Origin of the sequence: Paenibacillus sp. PDC88, from assembly GCF_900106725.1 — a bacterium.
Classification (GTDB): Bacteria; Bacillota; Bacilli; order Paenibacillales; family Paenibacillaceae; genus Paenibacillus; species Paenibacillus shunpengii.
In genome coordinates this window covers 51,326-77,785 of the sequence record NZ_FNNT01000003.1, presented here as the reverse complement: position 1 = coordinate 77,785, position 26,460 = coordinate 51,326, and the positions used below count along the sequence as shown (strand labels likewise).

The 26,460-nt window shown below is 48.4% G+C and carries 22 protein-coding genes; 17 read left to right on the top strand and 5 right to left on the bottom strand.

What is annotated here, in order from left to right; genetic code table 11:
- Window positions 1-21 precede the first annotated feature (21 nt).
- Together prfB and BLW49_RS10950 are read left to right on the top strand one after the other, a co-directional pair.
- Window positions 22-1,135, top strand: a protein-coding gene (gene prfB / locus BLW49_RS10955) for a peptide chain release factor 2 (RefSeq protein WP_143042111.1) whose coding sequence is annotated in 2 segments (ribosomal slippage) — window positions 22-93 and window positions 95-1,135 — 1,113 coding nt in all. Because the reading frame shifts where the segments join, the coding sequence is not laid out codon by codon here.
- Window positions 1,136-1,252: 117 nt separating this feature from the next.
- A complete protein-coding gene (locus BLW49_RS10950; RefSeq protein ID WP_090724643.1) occupies window positions 1,253-2,152 on the top strand; it encodes a YitT family protein in 900 nt (299 codons plus the stop codon).
- A 277-nt stretch (window positions 2,153-2,429) separates the two neighbouring features.
- Here BLW49_RS10950 and cls read toward each other — a convergent pair whose 3' ends face one another.
- A complete protein-coding gene (cls, locus tag BLW49_RS10945; RefSeq protein WP_076314535.1) occupies window positions 2,430-3,878 on the bottom strand; it encodes a cardiolipin synthase in 1,449 nt (482 codons plus the stop codon).
- Window positions 3,879-4,269: 391 nt separating this feature from the next.
- Between cls and argC the strand changes: the two genes are divergently transcribed.
- The 7 genes from argC to argH all read left to right on the top strand — a co-directional run bounded on the left by argC (window position 4,270) and on the right by argH (window position 12,704).
- A complete protein-coding gene (gene argC, locus BLW49_RS10940) occupies window positions 4,270-5,319 on the top strand; it encodes an N-acetyl-gamma-glutamyl-phosphate reductase (protein WP_090724642.1) in 1,050 nt (349 codons plus the stop codon).
- 68 nt (window positions 5,320-5,387) lie between these two features.
- Window positions 5,388-6,623: a bifunctional glutamate N-acetyltransferase/amino-acid acetyltransferase ArgJ gene (argJ, locus tag BLW49_RS10935; RefSeq protein ID WP_090724640.1), complete on the top strand. Its 1,236-nt coding sequence runs from the start codon at window positions 5,388-5,390 to the stop codon at window positions 6,621-6,623.
- Window positions 6,624-6,649: 26 nt separating this feature from the next.
- Entirely contained in the window at window positions 6,650-7,483 is an 834-nt protein-coding gene (gene argB, locus BLW49_RS10930) for an acetylglutamate kinase (RefSeq protein ID WP_090724639.1), read from the top strand.
- A 106-nt stretch (window positions 7,484-7,589) separates the two neighbouring features.
- Complete coding sequence (locus BLW49_RS10925; protein ID WP_177178713.1) at window positions 7,590-8,840, top strand: acetylornithine transaminase; 1,251 nt, start codon at window positions 7,590-7,592, stop codon at window positions 8,838-8,840.
- 14 nt (window positions 8,841-8,854) lie between these two features.
- On the top strand, window positions 8,855-9,799 hold the full coding sequence (argF, locus tag BLW49_RS10920; RefSeq protein WP_090724635.1) for an ornithine carbamoyltransferase: 945 nt from the start codon (window positions 8,855-8,857) through the stop codon (window positions 9,797-9,799).
- Window positions 9,800-9,927: 128 nt separating this feature from the next.
- Window positions 9,928-11,160 (top strand): argininosuccinate synthase, encoded by a 1,233-nt coding sequence (locus BLW49_RS10915; protein ID WP_090724634.1) that lies wholly within the window; start codon window positions 9,928-9,930, stop codon window positions 11,158-11,160.
- Between the two features lie 137 nt (window positions 11,161-11,297).
- Window positions 11,298-12,704, top strand: coding sequence for an argininosuccinate lyase (gene argH / locus BLW49_RS10910; RefSeq protein WP_090724632.1), 1,407 nt, complete (start codon window positions 11,298-11,300; stop codon window positions 12,702-12,704).
- A gap of 89 nt (window positions 12,705-12,793) precedes the next feature.
- On the opposite strand, the gene BLW49_RS10905 is transcribed toward argH, so the two are convergent.
- Window positions 12,794-13,579 carry an alpha/beta hydrolase gene (locus BLW49_RS10905; protein ID WP_076314543.1) on the bottom strand — a complete coding sequence of 262 codons (786 nt, stop codon included), beginning with the start codon at window positions 13,577-13,579 and terminating at the stop codon, window positions 12,794-12,796.
- A 576-nt stretch (window positions 13,580-14,155) separates the two neighbouring features.
- Here BLW49_RS10905 and BLW49_RS10900 point away from each other — a divergent pair.
- From BLW49_RS10900 to BLW49_RS10890, 3 genes are read left to right on the top strand one after another with little or no spacing between them, the layout of a single operon-like run.
- Window positions 14,156-14,809 (top strand): YhbD family protein, encoded by a 654-nt coding sequence (locus BLW49_RS10900; protein WP_090724630.1) that lies wholly within the window; start codon window positions 14,156-14,158, stop codon window positions 14,807-14,809.
- A complete protein-coding gene (locus BLW49_RS10895; RefSeq protein WP_090724629.1) occupies window positions 14,802-15,575 on the top strand; it encodes a hypothetical protein in 774 nt (257 codons plus the stop codon). The genes BLW49_RS10900 and BLW49_RS10895 overlap by 8 nt, the downstream gene beginning before the upstream one ends.
- 14 nt (window positions 15,576-15,589) lie before the next feature.
- Entirely contained in the window at window positions 15,590-16,333 is a 744-nt protein-coding gene (locus BLW49_RS10890; RefSeq protein ID WP_090724627.1) for a hypothetical protein, read from the top strand.
- Between the two features lie 151 nt (window positions 16,334-16,484).
- Here BLW49_RS10890 and BLW49_RS10885 read toward each other — a convergent pair whose 3' ends face one another.
- Complete coding sequence (locus BLW49_RS10885) at window positions 16,485-17,954, bottom strand: VanW family protein (RefSeq protein ID WP_090724626.1); 1,470 nt, start codon at window positions 17,952-17,954, stop codon at window positions 16,485-16,487.
- A 204-nt stretch (window positions 17,955-18,158) separates the two neighbouring features.
- On the opposite strand from BLW49_RS10885, the gene ftsE reads away from it, so the two are divergent.
- The 5 genes from ftsE to BLW49_RS10860 all read left to right on the top strand — a co-directional run bounded on the left by ftsE (window position 18,159) and on the right by BLW49_RS10860 (window position 24,683).
- On the top strand, window positions 18,159-18,845 hold the full coding sequence (gene ftsE, locus BLW49_RS10880; protein ID WP_047912341.1) for a cell division ATP-binding protein FtsE: 687 nt from the start codon (window positions 18,159-18,161) through the stop codon (window positions 18,843-18,845).
- Window positions 18,835-19,752, top strand: a complete 918-nt coding sequence (gene ftsX, locus BLW49_RS10875; RefSeq protein WP_076314548.1) for a permease-like cell division protein FtsX — start codon at window positions 18,835-18,837, stop codon at window positions 19,750-19,752. Before ftsE ends, ftsX begins: the two co-directional genes overlap by 11 nt.
- A 133-nt stretch (window positions 19,753-19,885) precedes the next feature.
- On the top strand, window positions 19,886-21,193 hold the full coding sequence (locus BLW49_RS10870; RefSeq protein WP_090724624.1) for a murein hydrolase activator EnvC family protein: 1,308 nt from the start codon (window positions 19,886-19,888) through the stop codon (window positions 21,191-21,193).
- A gap of 570 nt (window positions 21,194-21,763) precedes the next feature.
- Window positions 21,764-23,224 (top strand): S41 family peptidase, encoded by a 1,461-nt coding sequence (locus tag BLW49_RS10865; protein WP_090724622.1) that lies wholly within the window; start codon window positions 21,764-21,766, stop codon window positions 23,222-23,224.
- Window positions 23,225-23,387: 163 nt separating this feature from the next.
- A complete protein-coding gene (locus BLW49_RS10860; protein WP_090724620.1) occupies window positions 23,388-24,683 on the top strand; it encodes a PDZ domain-containing protein in 1,296 nt (431 codons plus the stop codon).
- A 159-nt stretch (window positions 24,684-24,842) separates the two neighbouring features.
- Here BLW49_RS10860 and BLW49_RS10855 read toward each other — a convergent pair whose 3' ends face one another.
- Window positions 24,843-25,679 (bottom strand): flagellar motor protein MotB, encoded by an 837-nt coding sequence (locus BLW49_RS10855; protein ID WP_090724619.1) that lies wholly within the window; start codon window positions 25,677-25,679, stop codon window positions 24,843-24,845.
- Window positions 25,663-26,457: a flagellar motor protein gene (locus tag BLW49_RS10850; protein WP_090724617.1), complete on the bottom strand. Its 795-nt coding sequence runs from the start codon at window positions 26,455-26,457 to the stop codon at window positions 25,663-25,665. The genes BLW49_RS10855 and BLW49_RS10850 overlap by 17 nt, the downstream gene beginning before the upstream one ends.
- Between the last annotated feature and the right edge of the window lie 3 nt (window positions 26,458-26,460).

Sequence of the window (26,460 nt, the reverse complement as noted above, 5' to 3'; positions counted from 1 at the left end):
AAAGAGAGGAATCAGTGAATTATGATTGAACCAAGCATTAAGCAGGATTTGCGCGAGATCAGCAAGAAATTAACCAACCTTAGGGGGTCTCTTTGACTTAGATCTGAAGAATGAAATGATCGCGAACTTCGAAGAGAAGATGTCAGCCCCTGATTTTTGGGATGATAATGATAAAGCACAGGCCCTCATTTCCGAGATGAATGCGGTGAAAGGCTCTGTCGATCAGTATAAGAAGCTGCAGCAGGAATATGATGATGCAAGCATGATGATCGAGCTGGCCGAAGAGGAAGGCGATGAGAGCATCGCGGCAGAGATTGGCGAAGCGATCAAAGCTCTGGTGAGCAAGCTGGAGGAATTCGAGCTGCAGCTGCTGCTGGATCAGCCTTATGACAAGATGAACGCCATTCTGGAGCTGCATCCAGGAGCAGGCGGTACCGAATCTCAGGACTGGGGACAGATGCTGCTTCGGATGTATACCCGTTGGGCAGAGAAGCGCGGCTTCAAGGTGGAAGTGCTGGATTACCTTCCTGGGGATGAAGCAGGCATCAAGAGTGTGACCTTGTCCATTAAGGGCTATAACGCTTACGGTTACCTCAAAGCCGAGAAGGGTGTGCACCGTCTGGTACGAATCTCGCCATTCGATTCCTCTGGGCGCAGACATACCTCCTTCGTATCCTGTGATGTTGTACCTGAGATTACAGAGGACGTGGAAGTGGACATCCGGACGGAAGATCTGAAGATCGATACGTACCGTGCGAGCGGCGCCGGCGGTCAGCACATCAATACGACGGACTCTGCTGTACGGATTACGCATATTCCCACTGGTGTTGTCGTTACTTGCCAGAATGAGCGTTCTCAGATCAAGAACCGTGAGCGTGCCATGACCATGCTTCGTTCAAAGCTATATGAGAGAAAACTGGAAGAGCAGCAAAAACAACTGGATGAAATCCGAGGAGAACAGTCGGATATTGCATGGGGCAGCCAGATCCGCTCCTATGTATTCCATCCCTATAGTATGGTAAAGGATCACCGTACATCCGTGGAAACGGGGAACGTAGGTGCAGTGATGGACGGCGATCTCGATGCTTTCATTGATGGATACCTCCGCAAGCAAATTAAGGTGGAGTCTGAATAATTTATATGGAATTCCTACATGGTAAGGGTAAGTATAGCCGTGTAGGAATTTTTTTGGTTGTCTTTAATTATGAACTTTTGTCATTGATCATCTATTTAAGGGGAGACAGTAATCAAGATGCAGCACGCACAAGAGCGCAAGAGCAGGAACAAACGAGCTTCAAATCTCATTCCGGTAGACGGTCCGCTGCGAGTGGCCGTTGATGCCTTTTTCATCATATTCGGGGCATTTGTCATGTCGATTGCCTTTAATTTGTTCCTCGTGCCGAACTTAATCGCCTCAGGGGGTGTATCGGGGATCTCGATTCTGGGGCAGGCGGCCTTCGGCTTCGAACCGGCATTTACACAGTGGGCGCTGAACATTCCGTTATTCATTGCAGGGTATTCGATACTGGGAAGACAATATGCCATCCGGTCTCTGCTGGGAAGTGTCATGCTTCCGTTATTCGTTTATCTAACCAAGGATTGGACAGTGCCGACCAGCAACCCGCTGCTGGCCTCGATCTTTGGCGGGATTGGTGTTGGACTCGGAATTGGTATCGTATACCGCGGACGAGGATCAACCGGGGGACTGACGATCCTTGCGCAAATTATTCAGAAATACAGTGGTCTCCGGCTGTCGCTGAGTGTCATGCTCTTAGATGGAGCGGTTATTGTCATAGCGGGGATGCTGCTGTCACTAGAGAACTCACTGTATGCGCTTATCAGTTTATATGTCACGGGAAAAGTGATCGATGCCGTTGAAATGGGATTTGGTACGTCCAAAGTTGCTTATATCATATCCAATTTCACAGAACCGATTAAGCAGGCAATATTGCATGATCTGGACCGAGGAGTAACAAAGCTCTCTGCCCAAGGCGGCTATACGGATGATGAACGTACGGTGCTGATGGTGGTTGTGGGTCAAAGTGAGATTGCGAGATTGAAGACGCTCGTTCGTTCGGTGGACCCGAATGCATTTGTGACCATTACGAATGCGCATGAGGTGCTGGGAGAAGGGTTCAAGATGACGTTCTAGACACAGAGCTGGGCTTTAGCTGTTTATTTGCAATTGTACTTTATAGACGCACTGTGGATAAATGAAGTGTAAGAAATCGTTCGATCGTTGAAAGTACACATGTTGATGAATAAATGTACAACTACAGAGATGAAGTCTAGGCAGACTGAGTGAATCAATTTCATAATACGATCATTTGCTTCAATCAAGACTATATAGTTATGGGTTATTATTGAAATGACAAAAGGGAGTGACCTCACGTTTAAACGGAGGCACTCCCTTTTTCTCTATTATAAAGCTATAAAATAGGCGACAGCAGCCGGGATATCGATTCCTTGAACCGAATCCAGAGTGAACGCTGCCGGTAGTGTTCTGCCGTCATCTCGGCAGAGAGCTGCATATCTTTTTCAAAAGCATCCGTCAGCTCAAGCGCAATCTTGGTATCATAAATGAATGCGTTAATCTCGAAGTTAAGCCGGAAGCTGCGGACATCGAAGTTGGCTGTACCAATGGTCGCAATTTTCTTATCCACGACAATCATTTTCGTATGCAGGAAGCCATTGTCATAAATATAGATCTTGGCGCCAACCTTAATAAGCTCACCGACATACGAGGTGGTTGCCCAGTAGACAAACATATGGTCCGGCTTATTCGGAATCATAATACGCACGTCAATTCCTGACAGACAGGCGATCCGCACCGCATCGAGCATACTGGCATCAGGGATAAAATACGGCGTCTGAATGATGATGGATTTCTTCGCAGCAGAGATCATTTTGATATAACCATTCTTGATATGCTCGATCTCGGCATCAGGCCCGCTCGTTACAATCTGCATACCGATATGATCCTTGCCTTCCGGCTCGGGAAAATGTTCGGGCACAAATGTAATGTCATGATAGCGGGACGCTTCATTCCAGTCCATAATGAACCGGGCCTGCAGCGTGGAAACCGCAGTTCCTTGAATTCGCAGGTGGGTATCGCGCCAGTATCCAAAATTCTTATCCTTGCCCAGATACTCGTCCCCGACATTAAATCCGCCAGTATAGCCGATAATTCCATCAATAATAACGAGCTTGCGGTGATTACGGTAATTGAGACGCAGGTTGATCAGCCTGAACTTCGATGGGAAAAAGACCTCGACCTTCCCGCCGGCGGCAACCAGCTCCTTGAAGAAGCTCTTCTTCATGCTCCGTGAGCCGAGCGCATCATACAGCACCCGCACGTATACGCCTTCTTGGGCTTTTTTGATCAGCGCATTTCGTATGCTTCTCCCCAGCCCATCTCCTCGAAGGATATAGTACTGGATATGAATATGATCCTTTGCATTTTCAATGTCTTCCATAAGCTTGTTGAATTTATGATGTCCGTCGCAGAAGATTTCGACACTATTGTCTTCCGTAAATAATGCACCGTTCTGAATCAAATGCATATAAATAAAATCCTTGTACTCTAATGTGTCTTGTTTGCGGAATGGGAAATCCTTCTCCTGCAGGTGGCGAATCTGATCGATGACCATCTGGTCGATGTTGAGCTTGGCGCGTTCCTTCCATTGAAAAAGGCGGTATCTTGTAAGATTCTGCCCGAGCAGCAGGTAGAGCACGAACCCTACAATCGGAATAAACGTAAGCACCAGCAGCCAGGCCCAGGTGGAAGAAGCGTCTTTGCGTTCCAGAAATATAAGAGCGGCCGCTAGTAACATGTTAATGATGATCACTACAATGTAGCTGATATGGTTGATATCCAAGTGAGTTGTTCCTCCAAATTCGATGATATCTATGTAGCTGGGCCTAATAATCAATCTATCTTAATTAACCCTATTATGCATCATATCACTCAATCGGAATCAACGAAAAGAGATTTCATAGCCTGTCATCATTTTTTTGAGCTGAGGAAGAAACAGGAATGAATAATAACAAATAGAAATCATGCATAAAGTGTTGTATTTATATAAGCGTGGATGTATAATAATTCACATCTATTAAAGAGAACGTATCGTTAAATGGTTTGAGGAAATCGGATAATAGTAAGCAGAAATTCAGCAATTGCCGATATGACAGGCACCGTCAGATAGAGTGCTGCATACATAGAGAGCTGCATGAACTGTGAGCTCAGCTGAAGAGAGAAGGGGAGACATTATGAAGGACAAATTAAAAGTCGCAATTGTGGGTTCCACTGGGTACGGCGGAGTGGAGCTCATTCGTTTTTTACAGCATCATCCGAACGTAGAGATCGCTTCCGTCATTTCGTCATCAACGAGCGGAGTATCCATAGCAGAAGGGTTCCCCCATTTAAATACCATTATGGAGCAGACACTGGACGGCATCGACGTAGCCCAAATGGCAGCAAATGTGGATCTGGTATTCACCGCGACTCCATCCGGCGTAAGTACACAGCTCGTTCCTCAGCTCATTGATGCGGGTCTCAAGGTCATTGACTTGTCAGGCGACTTCAGGCTGAAGGATGGAGCAGAGTATGAAACATGGTATAAACACGCTCCTGCAGAGAATCGGTATTTGGAGCAGGCTGTTTATGGACTGAGCGAAGTGTACGGAGAGAAGGTTCAAGGTGTAGACTTCATCTCTAACCCGGGCTGTTATCCGACAGCAACGCTGCTGGGTCTGATTCCTGCCATCGCAGCAGGCATGATTGATCCCGCAAGCATCATTATTGATGCGAAATCCGGTGTATCCGGAGCAGGCCGTGGCACAAGCCTGACTTCTCATTATGCTGAAATTAACGAGAATTTCAAAGCCTACAAGGTTAATAAGCACCAGCACATTCCGGAGATTGAGCAGGTATTAACCGATATAGCAGGTCATAAAGTAACGGTCACGTTCACAACACAACTCGTACCTATGACTAGAGGGATCATGAGCACGATTTATGCATCCCTAAACGGAAATTATACAGACCAGGATTTCATTGATGCATACAACCAGTACTACGAAGGCAAGCCGTTCGTTCGAATCAGGCAGGCGGGCAGCTGGCCGGCGACGAAGGAAGTATTCGCATCCAACTATTGTGACATTGGCTTCTCAGCCGATTCGCGCACAGGAAGAGTTACCATTTTCGCTGTTATTGATAATGTCGTGAAGGGTGCTGCTGGGCAGGCCATTCAGAATTTGAATCTGATGATGGGCTGGGATGAAGCAACAGGGCTTCAATTCTCACCAGTATACCCATAAGTAGAATGAAGCATAATCCGTGCATGTCCGGCTTTTCATATTAACTTGGATAGGATGGGGAAGAAATTATGGGACAGGTTGCAATTCGGGCTTTTAGCATCGTGGATAACGGATCGATCGTATCGCCATTAGGGTTTAGCGCAGGAGGTTTGCATTGTGGACTCAAGAAGGCGGAGCGTAACGATCTTGGCGCCATTAAATGTGATGTCATCGCGAACGCTGCTGCCGTGTATACAACGAATGTATTCCAAGCAGCACCGCTTCAAGTGACAAGAGACAGTCTGAAGAACGGCAAGCTTCAAGCCATTATCGTAAACAGCGGTAATGCAAACGCTGTGACGGGCAAGCAGGGAGAAGAAGATGCATATGCGATGAGAGCCGCTGCTGCGCGTGAGCTGGGCGTGGCTGAAGCCGATGTGGCAGTTGCTTCAACCGGTGTCATTGGTGAACTGCTCAAAATGGATCGTGTACATGCCGGAATTAAGGCGATGCCTGCGAAGATGGGAAAGGACGCGGATGTAGCAGCTGAGTTCTCTCAAGCGATTCTGACCACCGATCTTGTGAAAAAAGAAATCTGTGTCACGACTCAAGTGGATGGCAAACAAGTCACGATTGCTGGAGCGGCAAAGGGCTCGGGGATGATTCATCCGAATATGGCGACAATGCTTGCTTTTGTAACCTGTGATGCCGCGATTGAACAGCAGGCACTGCAAGGACTGCTGGGTCAGTCGACAGATGCGACCTTCAATATGATTACGGTGGATGGTGACACAAGCACGAATGATATGCTGGTTGCGATGTCCAGCGGCCTGGCAGGCAACGATACACTGACTCCGAAGCATAAAGACTGGGAGGCTTTTGCAGAGGCTTTCAATTATGTATGTGAAGTGCTGGCAAAGGCAATTGCAAGAGACGGAGAAGGGGCTACGAAGCTGGTTGAAGTGAACATTCAAGGAGCAGATACGAATGATTCCGCCCGAGCGATCGCGAAGACGGTCATTGGTTCCAGTCTGGTCAAGACCGCCATGTTCGGTGCAGATGCCAACTGGGGACGAATCATTGCTGCCGTTGGTCGTGCAGGCGTGCCGGTGAATCCGGAGCAGGTTGATGTCAAGCTGGGGGATATTTTGGTGCTGCAAGGCTCTCGTCCTGTGGCATTTAGTGAAGATGAGGCACTTGTCTATCTTCAAGGCGATACGGTTCAGATCTTTGTTGATCTTCATGGGGGTACAGGTAAGGCGACTGCCTGGGGCTGTGATCTGACTTACGATTATGTACGGATTAATGCAGCTTATAGAACTTAAAGATACTTGGAAAAGGGGAGAGGGGAATGACGCAGGCAAGCACAGAAGTGAAGAAGAGCTCGACCGGGCATACAGCAGGAGCGTTTGTCATGAAATGCGGAGGCAGTACGCTTGCGGCGCTGCCGGCTTCGTTTTTCGAGGATTTGCGTGATCTTCAGGCTGAAGGCATAGCACCGGTTATCGTTCATGGCGGCGGTCCGGCGATCTCGGACAATCTGGCGAAGCTTGGTATTGAGACTGAATTTGTCGGTGGACTGCGCAAGACGACAGAAGCAGTGCTGGATGTTGTGGAAATGGTACTGGCAGGCAGCATTAACAAGCAGATCGTCCGTCTTATTCAAGGGACTGGAGCAAGAGCAATCGGACTGTCCGGTGTGGACGGTGGTCTGATTCAGGCGAAGCCGGTGAGCAACAGCGCTGAGGTCGGTCATGTAGGAGATGTCACTCAGGTAGAGTCTTCTATTATAGAAGGAATCGTCAATCTGGGATATATGCCGGTGATCGCGCCTATAGGTGTTGATGCAGCAGGACAACGCTACAATATCAATGCAGACACGGCAGCAGGAGCTGTCGCTTCCCATCTGGGCGTGGACCGCATGATTGTCGTCACCGATGTGCCCGGGATTATGAAGAATGTCGATGGAGTGAAGAAGGTGCTTCCTTCAGTTACAGTGCAGGAGATTGAAGACATGATCCAGAGCGGCGAAATATACGGCGGAATGATCCCGAAAGTAAGAGCCGCCATTCAATGTATTCAAGGTAAAGTGAAAGAGGTCGTGATCGTGGACGGCAGCGAGCCGAAGATCTTGAGCCGGGTGCTTGAGGGAGAAGTCATTGGCACAAGAATCGTACGGATGTAACGATGACAGCGAGAAGATCTAGGTGAATGAACGGACAGCTCGCAATTAGAGCAACGAATGTTTTTTATTAAAACGGCGCATGCGCCAAAATCAGATGGGAGTGTAGATGATGACCGTTACGAATCAATCACAGCAGACACAAGCGGCAGCACCTGATAAGCAAGTGACGAATGAGGCAGGTAGCTCGCTTTTTCCAACCTATGCACGGTATCCGCTTAGCCTGGTCAAGGGCAAGGGCAGCTACCTGTGGGATGACAAGGGCAATAAATATTTGGATTTCATGAGCGGTCTCGCCGTCACCAATCTGGGTCATGCGCCGGATAAGATTGTGAATAAAGTGAAGGAACAGCTGGATGAGCTGTGGCATGTATCGAATCTGTTCACCATTCCTGGACAGGAGCAGGCAGCGAAGCTGCTGACAGCAAATACTTGTGCTGATGCGGTATTCTTCTGCAACAGCGGGGCAGAGGCTAATGAAGCGGCGATTAAGCTGGCGCGCAGATATCAGCAAAAAGTGCTTGGCAAAGGCAAGTTTGAGATTATCACCTTCAAACAGTCCTTCCATGGCCGGACACTAGCGACGCTCACTGCAACTGGACAGGATAAAGTGAAGGAAGGCTTCCTTCCGCTGCCAGAAGGCTTTGTTCATGTGCCATTGCATGATATCCCTGCACTGGAAGCAGCAATTACTCCGCATACGGCGGCGATTATGCTAGAGCTGATCCTGGCTGAAGGCGGCATTCATGTCGTCGAGCCGGAATTTTTGAGAAAAGTGAAGGCGCTCTGCGAGGAACACGGCTTACTGCTGATTATGGATGAGGTGCAGACAGGCATGGGAAGAACAGGCAAGCTGTTTGCTCATCAGCATTATGATGTGGAGCCGGATATTTTCACTTCAGCCAAAGGGATCGGCAGTGGATTCCCGGTTGGTGCGATGCTGGGTAAAGCTTATTTGCGTGATGCATTTACCCCGGGAAGTCATGCGACTACGTTCGGGGGCACACCTCTGGCGATGGCAGCAGTCAATGCAACGATCGAGACGATCATTGAAGAGAAGCTGCCTGAACGGGCACAGCAAATGGGAGATTACTTGATCGAATCCTTGCGCAAGGAGCTCGCAGGCATTTCATTTGTAACCGAGGTACGCGGCCGAGGTCTGATCGTTGGGATTGCATGTCAGGGACCGGTTGGCGATATTGTCGCAGCAGGCCAGAGCAGAGGCTTCCTGTTCGTGAATGCAGGGCCTGAAGTGATCCGCTTCCTGCCAAACCTGTACGTGACCACAGAAGAAATTGATACAGCAGTGGCTCTAATCAAGACGTTGATTGAAGAACACATCGCTGCGAACGAAGTTTGAAGGAGGATGAACACATGACAATTACACAGCTGAACCTCAAAGGCCGGGATTTTATTGAATTCACAGACTATAGCAAAGAGGAGATTGAATATCTTCTCCAGCTTGCCATTGAGATCAAGAAGAAGCAAAAAAGCGGTGAAGTCTATCAGCCGCTGAAGGGCAAGACGATCGGACTTATTTTTGAAAAATCATCCACACGTACGCGCGTATCCTTTGAAGTAGGGATGTTCCAGCTGGGCGGGCATGCGCTGTTCTTAAGCAAAAATGACATTCAGCTTGGACGCGGTGAGACCATCAGTGACACGGCTCAAGTGCTCTCTCGTTACCTGGATGGGATTATGATTCGGACGTTTGCGCACAGCAATGTGACGGAGCTCGCCAAGTATGCGGATATTCCCGTAATCAACGGGCTGAGCGACGATGCGCATCCTTGCCAGGTGCTGGCAGATTTCCAGACGGTGCTGGAGCACAAGGGACAGCTGAAGGGTCTCAAGATGGCCTATGTAGGCGACGGCAATAACATGGCTCATTCCCTGATGCTTGGTGCTGCTAAGCTTGGTGTTCATGTATCGGTGGCGAGTCCTGAAGGATACGAACCGAATTCGGCGATTGTGGAGAAGGCGAAGAGCATTGCACAAGAGTCGGGTTCTCAGGTGGTCGTGACCCGCAGTCCAGAGGAAGCAGTGAAGGATGCGGACATGATCTACACGGATGTTTGGGCCAGCATGGGCTTTGAGGAAGAGCAGCAGGCCCGTGAAGCTGCTTTTGCTGATTATCAGGTTAATGAAGAGCTTGTTAAAGGAGCGAAGAAGGATTATATCTTCCTGCACTGCCTTCCAGCACACCGTGGTGAAGAAGTAAGTGAAGGGGTCATTGATGGACCGAACTCGGCTATTTTTGACCAAGCGGAAAATCGTCTCCATGCCCAAAAAGCACTGATGGCTGCCCTGATGGGGTAATGAAGAGATTTTTATATACTCTTAAGTTAAGCAGCTGAAGGTATATAAAATGGATTCGTTAATGTTAAAATAAATTGTAGATATTGGAATCGATATAGACTATTGTTCAAGCGACTAAGGAGGACATTATGGCAAAAGAGAAAATTGTACTGGCCTATTCCGGCGGACTGGACACTTCCGTCATTCTAAAATGGCTCAAGGAAACTTATGATGCAGAGATTATTGCGTTCACAGCAGATATCGGACAGAAGGAAGAGCTGGACGGATTAGAGGAAAAAGCACTCGCAACAGGTGCCTCCAAAGTATACATCGACGATCTGCGGGATGAGTTCGCAAGTGACTTCATTTACCCGATGTTCCAGGCGGGTGCCTTGTATGAAGGCCAATATCTGCTCGGTACCAGTATCGCGCGTCCGCTGATCGCGAAGCGGATGGTTGATATCGCGATTTCTGAAGGCGCGACAGCCATTGCACACGGTGCAACAGGTAAAGGGAACGACCAGGTACGTTTCGAGTTGAATGCTGCTGCGCTTACACCAGACATCAAAGTGATCGCACCATGGCGTCTGGAGGAATTCCGCAATCAATTCCCGGGTCGTGCGGAGATGATCGCTTATGCAGAGCAGCATGGTATTCCTGTAACTGCATCGGCAGCGAAGCCGTATTCCATGGACCGCAATCTGCTGCATATCAGCTATGAGAGCGGAGTGCTTGAGGATCCTTGGTTTGATGCGAGTGCACCAGAGAACAAGGAGATGTTCCTTCTTAGCAATTCACCGGAGGATGCTCCCGACGAAGCGGAGTACTTGGATCTTGAGTTTGAAAAAGGGAACTGTGTAGCTCTGAACGGTGAGCAGCTGAGTCCGCTTGAAGTCATGGAGAAGCTGAATGAGCTGGGCGGTAAGCACGGAATCGGCCGTGTTGATATGGTAGAGAACCGTTTCGTTGGCATGAAGAGCCGCGGTGTGTATGAGACGCCAGGTGGAACGATTCTGTTCACTGCGCATCGCAAGATGGAATCCATTACCATGGACCGTGAAGTGATGAACCTGCGTGACAGCTTGATCACACGTTACAGCACGCTCGTATACAATGGCTTCTGGTTTGCACCGGAACGTCTCGCGCTGCAGGCGCTGGTGACGGAGAGCCAGAAGAATGTAACAGGAACGGTTCGCGTGAAGCTGTACAAAGGCAATATTATTGCGGCTGGCGTGAAGAGCCCTGTTAGTCTGTACAATCCGGACATCGCGACGATGGAAGCAGATCCTACCCAGGCTTATGACCAAGGGGATGCAACAGGCTTCATCCGCCTGAATGCACTGCGTCTCAAGGTCGGATCGGGTGTAGCACAGAACCAATAATGATGTGCCCTAGAAGTAATGTGGCATGATTATAGATGAAGCAGCTGTAAGCTGGTAAGGAAGCGTAAGGCCGTTCCTTGAAGAGAACTCAGGAGCGGCCTTTATCCATGAGATGTGAAAGGGAGGAAGGCACAGACATGAGTAAATTATGGGGCGGGCGTTTCACAAAACAGACGAATCATTTGGTGGAGGAATATACAGCATCGATCAATTTTGACAAGGCCCTCGCAGAGGAAGATATTCAAGGCAGTCTGGCACATGTGACAATGTTGGGTAAATGCGGAATTTTGCCACAGGATGATGTGGAGAAGATCAAAGAAGGCTTGAACACGGTTCTCGGCAAAATTCGTGAAGGCCAGATTGAGTTCTCAGTCTCAGATGAAGATATCCATATGAATATCGAGAAGAATCTGATTGAGGAGATCGGACCGGTGGGCGGTAAGCTTCACACGGGACGCAGCCGGAATGACCAGGTAGCAACCGACATGCATCTCTACTTGCGGTCTCGCGTTATCGAGATTGTCGGGATGCTGCATGCGCTGCAGGAGGCACTGATCGGACAGGCCAAAGAGAATCTGGATACGATTATTCCAGGCTATACTCATTTGCAGAGAGCACAGCCCATTCTATTCGCTCATCATCTGATGGCGTATGTCTCCATGTTCCAGCGCGATGCCGAGCGTCTGATCGACAGCTACAAACGGATTAATGTGCTTCCACTGGGTGCAGGCGCACTGGCAGGAACAACCTTCCCGATCGACCGTCATTTTGTTGCTGAGCAGCTTCAATTTGACCGGGTATATGAGAACAGCCTTGATGCGGTAAGTGACCGTGACTTTATCGTTGAGTTCCTGGCGGATGCTTCCCTTATTATGATGCACCTGTCTCGTCTGAGTGAGGAGCTCGTATTGTGGAGCAGCACGGAGTTCAATTTTGTCGAGCTTGATGATGCGTTCTGCACAGGCAGCAGCATTATGCCGCAGAAGAAGAATCCCGATGTTCCGGAGCTTGTCCGCGGCAAGACAGGACGTGTCTACGGTAACCTGATGGGTCTGCTCACCGTGCTTAAATCCCTTCCGCTTGCGTACAACAAAGATATGCAGGAAGACAAGGAAGGCATGTTTGATACTGTGGCAACACTCGAAGGAGCACTGCAGCTGTTTGCGCCGATGATTGCTACGATGAAGGTGAACAAAGGACGGATGCGCGAAGCCGTGAATCAGGACTTCTCCAATGCGACCGATATTGCCGACTTCCTCGTAGGCAAGGGCCTCCCTTTCCGCCAGGCACATGAAGTTATCGGTAAAACGGTGCTGTATTGTATCCAGAACGGAAAATACTTGCTTGATCTATCCCTTGATGAGTTCAAGCAATTCTCCGAGCTGTTCGATGATCAGATTTATGCGGTGCTCCAGCCAGAAGCCGTCGTCAATGCTCGTAACGTTTACGGAGGTACGGCTTCCACTCAAGTGGCCGATGCGATTCGCCGGAGCGAAGCGATGCTGGGTCTGACCACGCAATGGCTTAAAGAGCATACAGAGTAACTAAGATCGTTCTAAATGTAAAAAGGGATTGCTTGAAGGAGGCTAAGGCTGCCGTCCTTGAAGTAATCCCTTTTTTATCACATGTTCTATTATTTCTGCAAAGGAAGCCACTCCAGAACATCCTGAATGCGTGCATCCCAGTATCCCCACTCATGCTCTCCCGGTCCTTCGGTATAAGTGAAGTCAAGATTGGTTTGTTCAGCTGCCGAACGGAAGCTGAGATTATCCTCATATAGGAAGTCCTCTGTTCCGCAGCACTGGAACAGCTTAGGCTTAGGACCTGGCTGCTGATCGCACTGTTTCAGAAGATGGATCAGATCATTTTCTGTTCCTGCAATGATGTCGCCGAAGATCCGTTTGAATTCCACGCTGCGCGCGTCATCCTGAGCCTTGAGATTGTCATAATGGGCCGCCATATCGACAGCACCAGAGAGGCTTGCTGCAGCAGCATATTCCTCTGGTCTGGATAATGCAATCTTCATAGCACCGTATCCGCCCATGGAGAGCCCGGCAACAAAGTTGTCCTCACGTGCAGAAGATAACGGGAAGAAGGATCTCGCCAGCTTCGGAACCTCTTCCGTTATGTACGTGTAATACTTACTTCCTTCAGCCATATCGGTATAGAAGCTGCGATATGCGTTCGGCATGACTACCGCAATTCCTAGCGCGGAAGCATAGCGTTCGATGGAGGTCCGGCGCATCCAGATGGAGTCATCATCGGAGAGACCATGCAGCAGATAGAGTGTCGGGTAGGGCCCTTGTCCCTGCTTCGTATCCACTCCAATCTGAGAGAAAGTCTGCTGGGGCAGAATGACGTGCATCGTTGTATTCAGTCCTAGTACTTCGGAATAAAAGTGACATTGCATAAAGGCCATTAGAAGTGCTCCCTTCAAATCAAGATGAATTGTTGTCATTTCTATTATAAAGCATGTTCGAATAAAAAGCGGTTTCATTTTTATCATAACGATTCATTTCAAGCAGGGGTGATACCATGAACGGGGAGTGAAGGGTTTAAAAAGGGGCTTGATGGCGGTCTTCGTCTTGTATATTGCGTGAGCGCTGAACGAAAAGTTATCAACAGATACCAAAATGTTGATAACTTTTCCGGTGAGAATGAATGTATTTTGAAGTCTCATTCTGGATCAGGATAAAATCATGCGTTTTCATGTGCATAACATTGTGTTATACACAGCGTGCACGAAATAACGACATTTTTTTCACGTTTATGCACATATCTATACACATTACTCACAGACAGGTAGAGACATTATCCTTTTTCTGCATGAAAATGTGGATAGAATGAAGAAGGGTGAGCATGTTATTCACGGGTATCCGACGCTTAGAAAGCCTATTCCGCAGGGAACTTACCGCCTTTAAGGAAAATGTGATGCTCTATTTCATTTACAGCGTAACAATGTTATGTTACATTGTGTTCAGGAGGTTGATTTCACATGCAGGAGGACTTGATATCGAAGAAAGATCTGCTGGAGATCACCGGTATTTCATATGGACAGTTATACCGATGGAAGCGGAAGAATTTAATTCCGGAGGATTGGTTCATTCGCAGATCTTCCTTTACGGGTCAGGAGACGTTTTTCCCCAGGGAGAGCATCTTATCACGAATTCACAAAATAAAAAACATGAAAGATGATCTATCTCTGGATGAGCTCGCAGATGTGTTCTCTCCATCGGTCAGCACGCTTCTTCTGACACAGGAAGAAATTATGCATAGACAGCTGGTTACACCGATCACCATGCAATTGTACTTAGAGCAAGCGGAGCTTCATGAGACAGAGCAGCTGGAGTTCGAGCAGCTACTTTGCCTTTATGTTCTGGATCAGGCTTTGTCCAGTGGACAAATGACCCGAGATGAGGGAGCGCTTCTCATTCGTACGTTTCATCATGAATACAGGAAGTTCGAGGATAAGGGCTGTGACATCATTCTGATCCGCAAAATGGGCGTGCCGATTCTTGTGATGGTCAGTGCAGGAAGCGGAATATATTACGATATAGGCGTTAAGGAAGTTCTGAGGTTACCAATTGCAGTTTATATAGAACAGCTGAAGGTGCATTTAAATCGATCTGGAGGTTATCGCTATGAGTGAAGCAGAGAGACGGAATCGGAATATTGCGGGAATTTGCAGTACTTCAGGGGGGATCTACCAGCATGTCAGAGCAGATGGGATGGCCAAATTTTCCAGTGATATCGACTGTATCAGTTATGAAGTGAACGGAACCGCAAGTTTGAATGGTGCTCTCAAATGTAATCGCTACTTCGTGAACGGGCTATCAACGGTGAATGGTGACATCTCTGCAGAAGAAATCATCGTTAACGGCACAAGTAAAGCAAAAGGGAATGTGGGAGCTGACCGAACTCGAGTGGATGGTGTCTTTTCGATTAGAGGACAGCTGGATACAGAATCGCTTGTCGTCAACGGCAAAGCTAACGTAGGCGGCAAACTCATTGCCAGCAGCGTAGAAGTAGCAGGAACCCTGTCAGCAGACCGGGATGTGGAATGCGAGAAGTTCGAGGTACAGGGCGGCTTCAAGATCCATGGGCTGCTGAACGCAGGTGATGTTGATATTAAACTGCTTCTGGGCTGTGAGGCGGAGGAAATTGGCGGGGAACGCATTCATGTGCGCCGTGACCGGAAGGTAAAGCTTCTCGATGGTTTCGTGCCAGGACTCGCGCCTAAGCTGAAAGCCAAAGTGATTGAAGGAGACGACATCTACTTGGAGCAGACCTATGCTCAAACGGTTAGGGGCAATCGAGTGGTTATTGGCCCAGGGTGCCAGATCGGTCTTGTGGAGTATAAGGAATCCTATCATCAGGATGAGGATACGGTGGTCGATCGCTACATTCAAACGTAAAGGGGTGAATTGTTGTGATTACAGGTAACCGTGAGCTTAACAGCGATTGGAAAAGTGACGTTAGAATGATTGGCGAAGGGGAGTCAGCTGGAGGATCATTTCGAAAAATAAGCATTATGGGTCAAGGCCGAATTGACGGGGATGCGAGCTGCGAGCTGTTTCGTTGTATGGGGGACGCCTCTGTACAAGGGCAATTAGATGCATCCTCATTCAAACTCTTGGGAAATGTGCGTATAAAAGGCGGATTATCCGGTGATTCCGCATCAACGCTGGGGGAGCTTCGTGTAGATGGAACATTGCAGATTCGTCATATGAAGCTGCTCGGGGCAATGAAAGTAGGACAGAATCTTCGCGGTGAGAAGCTGAAATGCTCAGGACAGCTGCAAATTCACGGGGACTGTACCTCTGAAGAAGTGCGCATACGAGGTGTGATTAGGGCAGAAGGAGCCGTGAACGCGGAGCATATTGGAATTAAACTGAATGGTCCGAGTCGTGTAAGGGAATTATGCGGGGCACAGATTGATGTTGGGCAGGCGTTTTTATCCTGGTTTCCGCGCTTCCTTAGTAAGGGAGTCAACAAGACCCTGTCGGCTGATCTGATTGAGGGTGATAACATCAGGCTTGAGCATGTGGAGGCAAAGGTTGTGCGAGGACGGCGAGTCACGATTGGTCCAGGCTGCCGGATCGGGCTGGTTGAATATACGGAGAAATACAAGGAGCATCCCACTGCGAAGGTAGACAAGAGCTTGCGTCGCTAAAAATAGGATGCAATGAACTCAAGAACTAAAAGCGCTCAGGAACTGAAGACTCATGGACTCATGAACCTGTATCTTACAGGCCCATGAGTTTTTTTGTTTTTTTAAAAGGCTTCAAAATAGGGCAGAAGCTCCTGCAGCTCACAAATCAACATCAATTTCCGATGGCTCCCTGTGTACGTATACCGTCCTCGACCGGAGGAGCAGGGTCAAATGGCGCAGGTTCTGAGCGGTCTTCTGTCTCAGAGGAAGGGTTGTCTGGATTGGCTGCAATTAGACGCGCTTGTGGACGATAGGTGTCCTTGGAGATCAGAGTGCGGGAGACGATATCGCCATCGATTCGTTTAATCTGATAGGTCTCCACAATATATCCGGGTGCTCCTTCTTGGACTACGGCCTGCGTATTTACCGGCAGAGAGGAGTCATTCGTAAACTCTGTGGGTGCAGGGAGTGTTTCAAGGAGAAGTGTTTCGAGCTCATAGGTTACATTCTCCGGCATGGTTCCAAAAAACTTTACAACCAGCTCGCGATTCTTAATCTCTGCTTTGATCAGCAGCGATTTGCCCGTAGTATTCTTGAATCTGAAATTGATGTAGTCCGTCGCGAACGTAGCATCGAGGCCTTTGGGCATATAACTGACCGGCAGTGAATGATTTCTCCGTTCCACAATGTGAAGCCCTGTTCTGAGTGCCGCATTATAGAGGGTGCTTGAGACCTGGCAGATGCCCCCGCCGATACCTGGAACAAGCTCTCCGCCTACAATGACAGGGGCTTCCTTGAAGCCGCTGTCCTTCTCTGCCTTCTTGACAATTTGTCCATAGTTGAGCTCCTCTCCCGGCTTAAGTATCATACCATCCACCGCTTTGGCGGCAGCCGTGACGTTGTAGGTTCTTCCTTCTCCGCTCGTGCCGAGTGGGGTAGAGACTTGAATGATTTTTCGCTGAATGCCAGACTGTCTAAGAGAGTCAATTGTTACCGAGGGGTTCATCACTTGGAGGGGAAGGTCGATAACAATAGTAGGTCTGGGTTCTATTGGATTCATAAGTCGTGTGAAATCGCTCGGGACAGCATGTTCTATGCGCCGGGTCATCTCCGTCCAGTGAATCCTGTTCGCGCTGTGCTCAGGTATAAACTCGATCTCATCCAGCTTCGTAATATGGACCTTAGCAGGGATCATTTCACCAAATTCAGATTGTTCCCAGGCAGGAGACAGATAGCTTTGCAATTTAGCACGATCATAGCTGTAGGAGATGTTCCAGTCTTTTTGAAAACGAAGTCGGTTGAGGAGTCTTTGAACCATGTTTCCTTCGGTCAGCCCAGCTGCGGCCTGTTTAAACTCATTCGCGTTATACCTCACTCCGGCATGCTGAAGTGTCAGCTTGGGGGTGGATAGGGTACGATTGCCTTCCTTAAGCTGTAGAGGCAGGTCTTCTAATGCCTGGAGCTTCTGATCAAGCTCACGAATTACTGAAGGGATATCTTGGCCGCCGACAGCCCAGCCGGAGATGGTTACTTTTGACGGGAGCTTCACTTGATGAGTATACATATAAATCCACACCAAAAGGGTGGTGAAAAAGAGGGCAAATAGCACAGAAATGATGGCGAAAGTGTGAATTTTTTTCATGGGTAACTCCTTTCCTGCTTCTTGTTTCCCCGGATTACAAACACTTTACATGTATATGTTCCGGAAGCGGAAATCTTTCGGCTACTCAAAAGGTAACAAATTTGTTACAATGGGAAACATCTTGATGAAATTCGAGAGATTTTAAAGGAAATCAATGGAAAGTGTCGAAATGATAAAGGCTACTATGCAACGGGAAGTGATCATGTGATTGAATTACAGGACGTGTGGAAGACCTATCCGAATGGGGCACATGCCTTGCAAGGTGTGTCGGTAAAGATCGACCGCAACGAATTCGTTTATATTGTCGGACCGTCTGGTGCGGGGAAATCGACATTTATGAAGCTCATTTACAGAGAAGAAGTTCCGACAAAAGGACAGATTTCAGTTAACGGATTTAATATCGGTAAGCTGAAGCATCGCAAAATCCCTTATGTTCGGCGTAATATCGGCGTTATTTTTCAGGATTTCAGACTTCTGCCGAAGATGACGGCGTATGAGAATGTCGCATTCGCAATGGAGGTTGTTGAAGCACCGAAGAAACAGATTAAGAAGCGGGTTATGGAAGCCCTGGATCTTGTCGGTCTTAAGAACAAGGCAGACCGCGAGCCGAACCAGCTGTCAGGCGGGGAGCAGCAGCGTATTGCGATCGCAAGGGCGATCGTGAACAATCCGTCTGTCATCATCGCGGACGAGCCTACGGGTAACCTTGACCCGGAGACGTCATGGGGAATTATGCAGCTGCTGGATGAAATCAATTTCCGAGGAACAACAATCGTGATGGCAACCCATAACCGGGATATTGTAAATACCATGCGTAAGCGGGTTATTGCCATTGAGCAGGGACATATCGTCCGAGACGAAATGAGAGGGGAATACGGCTATGAATTTTAGTACCTTCTTGCGCCATATGCGGGAAGGGTTCAAGAGCCTATTCCGTAACGGCTGGATGTCCATAGCATCTATTACGTCGATTATTGTCTCATTGTTGATTCTGGGCGTGTTCGTTCTGCTCGTGGTGAACGTCAATTCCATGGCGGATCAGGCAGATGACCAAGTGGAGATCAGTACATTCCTGCAGCTTAATGTAGATGAGGCGCTGCGCGGTAAGCTTCAGGACGAGATTGGAGCCATGCCGGAAGTGAGCAAGATTGAATTTGTTCCTAAAGAGCAAGGCTTGGCAGATTTTAAAGAAGAGCTTGGAGAAGATGGTCAGGAGCTGCTTGAAGGCTTCGACGAGGATAACAATCCTCTCCCGGATACGCTCAGGGTAGAGGTTATTGATCCGAGCACAGTCAGCTTTGTAGCTGAAAAGATTGAAGCGCTGAACGAGGAATACCCAGAGCAGCCCATTATGAAAGTGAACTATGGAGAAGACACGGTGGAGACACTGTTCAAGATCACTCGTCTGATCCGGACGATCGGCGTTGTTTTTGTAGCAGGTCTTGCACTCATGTCCATGTTTTTGATCTCGAACACGATTCGCGTAACGATCCTGGCACGACGCCGGGAGATCAGCATCATGAAGCTGGTAGGAGCAACAAACTCCTTTATCCGCTGGCCGTTCTTTGTTGAAGGGGCCTTGATTGGATTCATTGGATCTATTATTACGATCGCTATACTATTTATCGGATACAACCAGCTGCTGAACTCAATTCAACAAGATATTATCATCCAGATGCTTGATCTGGTGCCATTGTCCAGTATATGGACTTGGTTTGGCGGATCACTGCTCCTTATGGGAATGCTCGTGGGCATCCTGGGAAGCACGTTGTCTATTCGTAAATCTTTGAAAGTGTAAGGTTTTCATAGTTTTAGTAGTTTGTAGTTTCGTATAATCATGTGGCTGTCCTTATCGGGCAGCCCTTAAGTAAGAACATAACTCGTCATGGATTGATATATAAAATACTTACGAAGAAGGATGGGAAACGAACTTGAAAAAGACGGCCACTGCAATAGCGTTAAGTTTACTTACAGCCACAGTGCTTAGTCCTGGATACGGAATCGCTGCATCAAGCATCAGCGATATTGATAAAGAGCTGGATCAGCTGGAACAGCAGTCCGAATCTGCGAAGTCACAGCAACAGAAGGCGGAACAGAAGAAGCAGGAAGCAGAACACTACAAGCAGAAGCAAGAAGCCTATCTCGAAGCTATTATGGAACAAATTGAAGCCGTAAGTAATGAGCTGGCGACCGTGTCTTACCGCATTGAAACTACGGAAGAGAATTTGCGGAACACGAAGAAGGAACTGCAGGCAGCAGAAGAGAGAATTGCAGCCCGCGAGGAGCTGCTCGAATCGCGTGTTCGTCTGATGTACACAGATGGAACAGTTTCCTATCTGGATGTATTGCTGGCTTCTACAAGCATTTCCGATTTTCTGGAGCGTGCAGATTCACTGAAGATGATCGTGGATCAGGATCAGAATCTGCTCGTTGAACACAAGAAAGATAAGCAGCTTGTTGTAGACAAGAAGGCAGAACTCGAACAGCAGTATGCAGAACATAAACGTCTATATGCTGAGAAAAAAGAACGCAAGGCAGAGCTGGATAGTAAAGAGCAAGAGAAACAGACGCTCATTGCAGGTTATGAGGAAGAAATCCATGTGCATGGCGAGCTTAGCGAGGAACAGGATCGCATGCTCGTAGAGATCGCATCGAAACGTTCAGCACTGGTTCAAGAGAAGAACAAGCTCAAGGCAGAGCAGGCGGCAGCAGCGGCAAGAGCGAAGGCGGCAGCGGAAGAAGCAGCAAGAAAGGCTGCTCAGAAGAAAGTAGCCAGCTCGAACTCCAGCTCCAGCTCTTCTGGTTCTAGCTCTAGCTCAAGTGAAACCATGTCTTCCAGCGGCAGCGGTGTGCTGGGAATGCCGATCTCAGGCGCGCGTATCTCCTCAGGCTATGGACCGCGTGTTCACCCAATCACAGGTGTGGTTGGTAAGATGCATACGGGTACTGACTTTGCTGCCCCTCAAGGTACAAGCATTTATGCCGCTGAAGATGGCGTAGTTATTATGGCAGAATGGTACAGTGGTTATGGCTATACGGTGATGGTCGATCACGGGGATGGACTATGGACGCTGTATGGACACATTCGCGAAGGCGGCATCAAGGTGAGTGAAGGAGATTCTGTAAGCCGTGGTCAAAAGATTGCCGAAGTCGGATCCACAGGAAACTCTACGGGACCTCACTTGCACTTTGAGGTTCGTGTGAATGGAAGTACGCAAAACCCGATGAATTATTTGTAAGCAGAGGTCTATTCTGGACATATTCCGTACAAGCTTTACATATACTCTTGCTGGTATATGGTTTTATGTGTGGGGATGATTCAGACAGCGGATATACGAACGATTGTCTGAATCATCCGGGGATGAATCAGGCAACGAACATATAGACGATTGCCTGAATCATCCGGGGATGAATCAGACAGCGGATATACGATCGATTTTCTGAATCATCCGAGGATGAATCAGGCAACGTAAAGCGTTCGTGTGCTGTTTCATCCAAGGATGAAACAATAAGCGCAACACAGTCGTGCAGTGTTTCATCCTTCAGCGAAATATGATACAAGTAAATAAGGAGCTTGTTTTATCTTATCCAAGGATGAAACGGATGGCGTAACGTAGCCGCCGACGGTTTCATCCAAGGATGAAACGGATGGCGTAACGTAGCCGCCGACGGTTTCATCCAAGGATGAAACGGATGGCGTAACATAGCCGCCGACGGTTTCATCCTCTGATGAAGCCTGGCTCTAAGTTAACTTGTATCCTATTTACATCCAAAGCAAGTAAGTCGGAATAGAAAGGGCGGTGACGCTCATGATGAAGAAGCGCTCTGCTATACTGCTGGTGGTTCTTGCGCTTCTGGGTGGAAGCTTGCTTACACTCGCTGTTGTAAATTACCCGGGGCTGAACAGCCAGGGCGGAGAAGGGCTGCTTGCCAGTGTAACCGGCAGCAATCAGAAGAATGAACTGCAGAAGATTGAAACCGCACTTGACCTGATCGAGGCTAACTATTATCAAGATGTGGACCGTACTAAATTAATTGATGGCGCTATTAATGGAATGATGGAGGCCCTCGGAGATCCTTATTCTAATTACATGGGTCAGGAAACAGCTGCTCAATTCGAAGAATCGATTGAAGGTTCATTTACAGGTATTGGCGCAGAGGTATCCTCACAGGATGGCAATGTTGTAGTGGTATCACCGATCAAGGGCTCTCCCGCTGAAAAAGCAGGAATACGGGCTAAGGACGTGATCCTGTCTGTCAATGGTGAATCTTTGCAGGGGCTTGATCTCAATGATGCCGTCTCCAAGATCCGTGGACCGAAGGGCAGCGAAGCCAAGGTTCAGGTTCAGCGTTCTGGATCCAATGAGCCGCTCGAGTTCAGTATTATACGAGATGACATTGATCTGGAGACCGTGTATGCGGAGATGAAGGAAGATGGTGTCGGTGTCATTACGATAACGCAGTTCTCTTTGAATACAGCTGAACGGTTCAAGGAGGAGCTTGCTAAGCTTGAAAGCCAGAACATGAAGGGGCTTGTCATCGACGTTCGTAACAATCCGGGCGGCGTACTGTCTGTCGTCATTGATATTGCAGAGCAGTTTGTTCCTTCTGGAGAACTGATCGTGCAAGTGGAAGACAAGAACGGAACTCGGGAAACAAATAAGTCCAAAGGTTCAGCGAAGGATTACCCGGTGAGTGTCCTGATGAACAAAGGAAGTGCGAGCGCATCTGAAATATTGGCAGGCGCACTGCAGCAATCTGCTGGAGCGACACTGCTCGGTGAGCATTCCTTCGGTAAAGGAACGGTGCAGACCAGCTTTGAACGTCAGCTTGGTGACGGAAGTCTTGTGAAGATTACGATAGCCAAGTGGCTTACGCCAAACGGTGATTGGATTCATGAGAAAGGAATTGAGCCTGACATTAGTGTAAGTCAGCCTGATTATTTCTCCGTGGCACCAATCAATAAGGATAATCTTCCATTGAAGTACGATACCAACAGCACGGACGTGAAGAACGCACAAACGATGCTCGAGGGTCTCGGATATAAGACGGATCGTAAAGACGGATATTATGATAATAAGACCGTAGAAGCCGTCAAAGCTTTCCAAAGCTCACAAGGACTGAGCGTGAGCGGAAATATCAACGAGGAAACGGCTGCAGCACTCGAGACGGCGCTCATTGAGCGAATCGGCGATCCTGCATACGATACGCAGCTCAAACAGGCTGTTTCCAAGATGAAGCAGGAGATCTCTTCAGCAGCGTCGAATTAAGAGAGAAAAACGACCCGAACATCAAGCGTTCAGAATAAGTTTTTCTTGTCGATATTAGAAAAACAGATGAAAGAAGGCTGCTTGTTCAGCCTTCTTTTTTTACTTGGATCAAGTATCTGGAGAGGGCATGCAGCAGTTGAATTATGAGGGGGCGTGAGCTAACTTGAATGAAGTCATCACATGGCTATGGCTTGTTGTGGATGCATTAATCGCTTTGCTGACTCAGCCATTTTATTATATAGCCATCGTATTATTAGCGCTCAGTTACCGTCGTCAGGGGATGCTGGAACGAAGATTGCTTCACACACGTCTTAATGGGTGGCCGCTGTTAACGCTGCGAGCTATTTTTACAGGTATACTGATTGGTCTTATTGTATCTGTCGTTTATTTATTCCTGGGAATTGAAATGACAGCACAGGCTGTGCTGGTGATATGGGTAACATCGATTACACTGATGCTGCTGCGGATCAGATACCTGAACGCGGTATATGCAGTGGGTTTACTCGGTATCATACAATGGGTGCTTAAGCTGTTTGGCAGCTGGGAGCCTCAAGGCTTCCTCGAAGCCGTCGTCTCTACAATCCGTGATCTGCCGATTCCTCAGCTGCTGGTGCTAGCAGCAGTGCTGCACTTGACTCAGGCTCTGTTCGTAAGGCTGCAGCAGCGGCAAAACGCTTCTCCTGTTTATTTTAAAGGGAAGAGGGGCAAGCTTGTCGGCGGTTATCAGCTGCAGTACTATGTACCGGTGCCGCTTATGCTGCTTATGCCCACCAATTCGGGAAGTGGAGCAGATTTAGCGTGGAGTCCGCTGATTTCCGGCGGTGCCGATATGTATATGCTTTTTGCTGTTCCATTTATTGTCGGATTTAGTGAAATGACAAAAAGTATGCTGCCTGAAGACAAATCAGCGCTTACCACGAAGCGGCTCCTGCTGTATGGAGTCATACTGCTTGTCTTGAGTCTCTTGTCCGTGTGGTGGAATCCGCTGTCACTGGTGGCGGTGTTATTTGCTCTTCTAGGTCTCGAAGCGATATGCTGGATCAGTTCGTCGGAGGAAGAAAATCGCAGCCCAATCTATGTACATCCTAAGCAGGGACTGCAGGTTCTGGCCGTATTGCCGGGAAGTCCTGCGGAGGAGCTGGGGATCCAGACGGGTGAGGTTATCTTCCGAGTGAATGGGCAGCATGTCAACTCCCAAGCGGAGCTGCACAGCGCGCTTCGTATGAACCCTGCATTTTGCAAATTGGAAGTACGCAATATTGAAGGCGAGAGTAAATTCCTGCAGCGTGCGATATACGAAGGTGAGCATCACCAGCTCGGAGCACTGCTTGCGCCGGATCCGGATTCCGGCTTTGCAGTCGATGAGCGTCCTGCCTCGTTCTTTCAGATCGTCGGGATGAAGGTGGATACACATCGTACCGATAAGCCAGCGCCCGATCCTTTCAGTCACGAAGCATGAGGGAATAGAAGCTGAAATTACTTTAAGCAATCACGCGATAAGCTAAGCCGGAGAAGGGGAACATCTACACACAAGCTTCTCTGCACAAAAAACAACCTCCATCCTGCCTATAAAGCAGGGTGGAGGTTTTACTTTTTTATATTCAAATGAGATCTAGCTTTACTCACTTTGCAGCTGGCGCAGAACCGTAATTTCCACTCTGCGGTTTTGTTGTCTGCCCGCGGCGGTCGTATTCTCTGCTGCAGGCCGGTTATCCGCATATCCGGCATATTGGAAGCTGTTCGGATCCAGTCCTTCCTGCTCAATAAAATAACGAAGCACAGAGAGTGCGCGCTCACCGGAGAGTTCCCAGTTGTCCCGGTATTTGGAGCCCGATGTCACTGGGGTATTATCGGTGTGACCCTCGATTGAGATGGTTGTCGCAAGATCCCTAAACAAGCTGGCTAATTGAGACAGAACGGGGCCTGCACCCTCCATTAAATTTGCATCCCCAGTGCGAAACAGAAATTGTTCACTCAGCGTAATGGAGATCCCTTGAGGCTTGTCCACTACAAAAATAAGATTCTCAAGCTCATGGTCTCTTATATAATCTTCGATCAAGGCCATGAGATCCTGAAGCTCTTTTTCTTGCTCACGGAAGGCAGTCTCTCGTTCGGTCAAAGGTCCGCTGTCTGCCTCTTGTTCCGTATCTGAACCGGCTCCGCTCGAACCGGGCTGGTTTGCTCCACTGCCTGTCTCACCGTTCTGGCCAGAGGGATAGTTAATTACGCCATTTCCTCCGTCAAGAATTCCACTTGAGCTCTGAAAGGTAGTCTGCAAGGAGCTGGTGACTTCCTCATACTTGTTTGCATCAAGCCGGCTCATCGCATACATCATCACGAAGAAAATGAGCAGAAGCGTAATGAGATCCGCATAGGTGATCATCCAGCGATCATGCGAAGAGCCGGAGGAATGCGCTGACTTTACATTCCGTGTTCGCCTATTCCGCTGTCTCATGCATGACATCCTTCCTCGGGCTTAATGAATTTGGCAGTGAGGTAATATAAGTGTTCAGCTTTTTGCGAACGAGCAGCGCATTATCACCATTTTGTACTGACAATACACCTTCCAGAATCATTTCCATGCCCATAATTTCCTCTGCGCTCTTGGCTCTGATCTTGGAGGCGATAGGCAAGAAAATCAGGTTAGCGCTGGCCACCCCATATAAGGTCGCGATAAAAGCAACGGCGATCGATGGACCGAGCTGACTCGGATCTGTCAGATGGCCAAGCACCTGAATGAGTCCCATAACGGTCCCGATAATCCCCATGGTAGGCGCATAGGAGCCTGCAGACTCAAATAGCTTGGCATAGTTATCATACTCCTGTTCCTTGGCATCGATATCCAGCTCCATAATCTGACGGACGATCGGCTGATCTGTTCCATCCACAACTAACTGAATGCCTTCTCTTAAGAAAACATTAGGGTGATCAACGACCTTCTGCTCCAGGGCTAGAACGCCTTCACGTCTTGCAACCATGGACATCTCTACGATATCCTCCAGCCATTCATTCACTTCAGACCAATTCGGTTTGAAGGCCAGTTTAATGCCGGCAGGCAGAGTACGGATCCGGTGCAGCGGATAGCTGATAAGTACGGCTGCAATCGTACCGCCGAAGACGATAAGAGCAGCTGTCCCTTGAAATAGTCCTGTTATTTGTCCCCCTTCCCATAAAAATCCTCCAATGATTGCGACAGCTCCGGCTATAAGGCCGATTAGGGTCGCGATATCCATCAA